The sequence below is a fragment of the Candidatus Accumulibacter vicinus genome, from assembly GCF_000584955.1.
GTDB classification, from domain to species: domain Bacteria; phylum Pseudomonadota; class Gammaproteobacteria; order Burkholderiales; family Rhodocyclaceae; genus Accumulibacter; species Accumulibacter vicinus.
In genome coordinates, this window is record NZ_JDSS02000018.1 from 139,606 (window position 1) to 141,937 (window position 2,332).

Consider the following 2,332-nt stretch of genomic DNA (forward strand, 5'->3'; position numbering starts at 1 on the left):
TCCGCCAATGCCGTCCGCGCCGCCGCCCTGTTCTACCTGGAGAGCGGCCTGCTGGTGCTGCCTGTCTGGGCACACACGGCCGCCGGCATGTCCGTGTTCGTCACCGCCGGACTGCTGATCATGCACGGGCTGTACCGCATCGACCGGACGCCCTCGGCAGCGCCGGCATGCCCTCCCGTCAGGGTGTCGGGTTGCGTGGCGCTGACCCGACCTGCGCAACTGGTCTGCCTGCTCGCCGCTCTGGCCCCTTTGGCGCAGGGGGTCGGCCGTGCCGAACCGGCGGCCGTGCCCTTCCCCGGCTGGCCGACCAGCTTCGAGGGTCGTCCGCTGACCGCCCTGCCGCTGACGCCCCTCGAAGACCGCCTGCGACAGGATTTTCCCGGCCGCGTCGGACGCTTCACCGACGGCCAGCGGGAGATCATTCTGCGCTGGGTGACGCACGCCAGCCGCCAGCTCCACCCCAGCAGCGACTGCTTCAAGGCCAGCGGCTACCGCGTCGAAACCCTGGCCATCAAGCGTGTTGGCGACCAATACTGGTCGCGATTCCTCGCCACCCGCGGCGCCACCCGGCTCGAGGTGGCGGAGCGAATCGATGCCCCGGACGGCCAGCAATGGAGCGACGTTTCCGCCTGGTACTGGGCCGCACAGTTGGGCCGCACGCATGGCCCCTGGTGGGCAGTGACGGTGGCCGCGTCCAGTCCCCTGCAGTGAAACACTGGCGCATCACCTTCTTTGCATCACACCTGCTCACACCAATCTCGTTGACAGATTATGTAACATCAAACTACTATCTTTTCGAGACCAGAGCGAAGAGCCACCTGTTCGCCGTTGGTCTTGTCAGCGCGTCCGCCTATCCTGGTCCCGGCGCAAGCAGCCCATTCAGCCTGGGCGATCTGTGGGGATGATGCGTTGCGGACGGCTTGGGCAAAGTTAATGTGAAAGTCGCGTCAGCGACTCACGAATCCCCCCTCCCCACTTGCGGGGGAGGGGTCGGGGGAGAGGGAAACGGTCATGACTTTCATGATCAGGGGTGTCTTGCAAAGTCATGACCGTTAACTTGAAGGCTTGAAGGCATCCGGCAATCATGAGTCTATCACCCATCCTTCTTCAAGCCAGCGAGCTTGGGATTCGCCTTGAAATCGTCAACGGCCTTCCAATCTGGGAGGCTCAGCCTGTTTATCGTCACCAGAAACAGGTAGAACGCATTGTCCAGGGCATCACCAGAAATGATCAGGTTCAATCAGGATGTGCATGCATCCATGCCGTGGATGTCTATATCCAGTTCCCTAATGGACTAAAACGGCCTGACATCTCGATTTTTTGTCGAGAGCCCAGCGAGGAAGAGCAGGATTCGGCACTGACCATGATTCCCGAGGCGGTCATTGAGGTGGTCAGCAAAGGTTTTGAAGCCAAGGATCTGGAAATTGGCCCCCCCTTTTATTTGTCGCAAGGCGTCAGGGATGTGATCGTCTTCGATCCGCTTACGCTGTTGGTCCTACATGTACGCAAATACCGCACGACGCGGCAAGTCTCCCCTGTGCTTATCGAATTGGAGTGTGGCTGCCAGGTCCTGGTGTGATTGCCCTCCTTGAGTCCGGCGAGGTCCATTGCATTGCCGGGCCATGGCCTCGATACGGATCCAGCCGAGCGATGCCGGTCCAAACGGTCATGACTTTGCAAGATACCCCTCACCCCCGACCTCCCGCGAGTGGAGAGGGAGGGATTCGAGTGCAACCGCAGGAGTCAAAACAGATGAAAGAAACCGTGATCGGTGTTGTCGGACTGCTCATTTTTGCCGCCCTCGCCGTCACCGTCCACCAGAATCAGCGGCGCTTCCACAAGCCGTTGTTGACCACCCACTACCAGGCAGTGATGCTGACTGACGGCACGCTGCTGTACGGACGAATCGACCATCTGGGCACCGATTTCCCTGTTTTGCGCGAGGCCATGACGGTGCACGCCATTGTTGACCCGACTTCGGGGACAACCAGCCACAAGATCGTCCTGCGCAAAAACGAGGCACACGGTGCCGATCATCTGATCCTGCCGGCCACGTCGATCCTTTATGTCGAGCCCGTGCAGACCGACTCGACGATCGGGCGGGCGATCGAGCAGTTTCACTCGCGTTAAACAGTCCATGCCTGCTCAAGTTCCGGCATCCGTCTCGTCCCCGGTGAAGTCAGCCGCCGTCGCGGCCCGGCCGGCGATCGCGGTCGTAGATCTCGCGCCCGGCATCGCGAATGTCGCGACGCAGGTCGCGACGCTCGTCCGGGCTCAGACGACGGGCCTGTGCGTCATCACCGTGGCGGCCGTCACGCGCATCCGGGCGGTC

General features: G+C 61.7%; 3 protein-coding genes. All 3 read left to right on the plus strand.

The window, feature by feature from the left end; genetic code table 11:
* A partial coding sequence (locus tag CAPSK01_RS22045; RefSeq protein WP_273703167.1) for a hypothetical protein occupies nt 1-711 on the plus strand: 711 nt, incomplete at its 5' end.
* Nucleotides 712-1,084: 373 nt separating this feature from the next.
* On the plus strand, nt 1,085-1,579 hold the full coding sequence (locus tag CAPSK01_RS05600) for a Uma2 family endonuclease (RefSeq protein ID WP_034923526.1): 495 nt from the start codon (nt 1,085-1,087) through the stop codon (nt 1,577-1,579).
* Between the two features lie 173 nt (nt 1,580-1,752).
* Nucleotides 1,753-2,130, plus strand: a complete 378-nt coding sequence (locus CAPSK01_RS05605) for a hypothetical protein (protein WP_034923530.1) — start codon at nt 1,753-1,755, stop codon at nt 2,128-2,130.
* Nucleotides 2,131-2,332: the final 202 nt, after the last annotated feature.

Bases quoted from the DNA above. Each gene is read 5' to 3' on its own strand.
- CAPSK01_RS05600 (WP_034923526.1), top strand. From the start codon at position 1,085: ATGAGTCTATCACCCATCCTTCTTCAAGCCAGCGAGCTTGGGATTCGC.
- CAPSK01_RS05605 (WP_034923530.1), top strand. From the start codon at position 1,753: ATGAAAGAAACCGTGATCGGTGTTGTCGGACTGCTCATTTTTGCCGCC.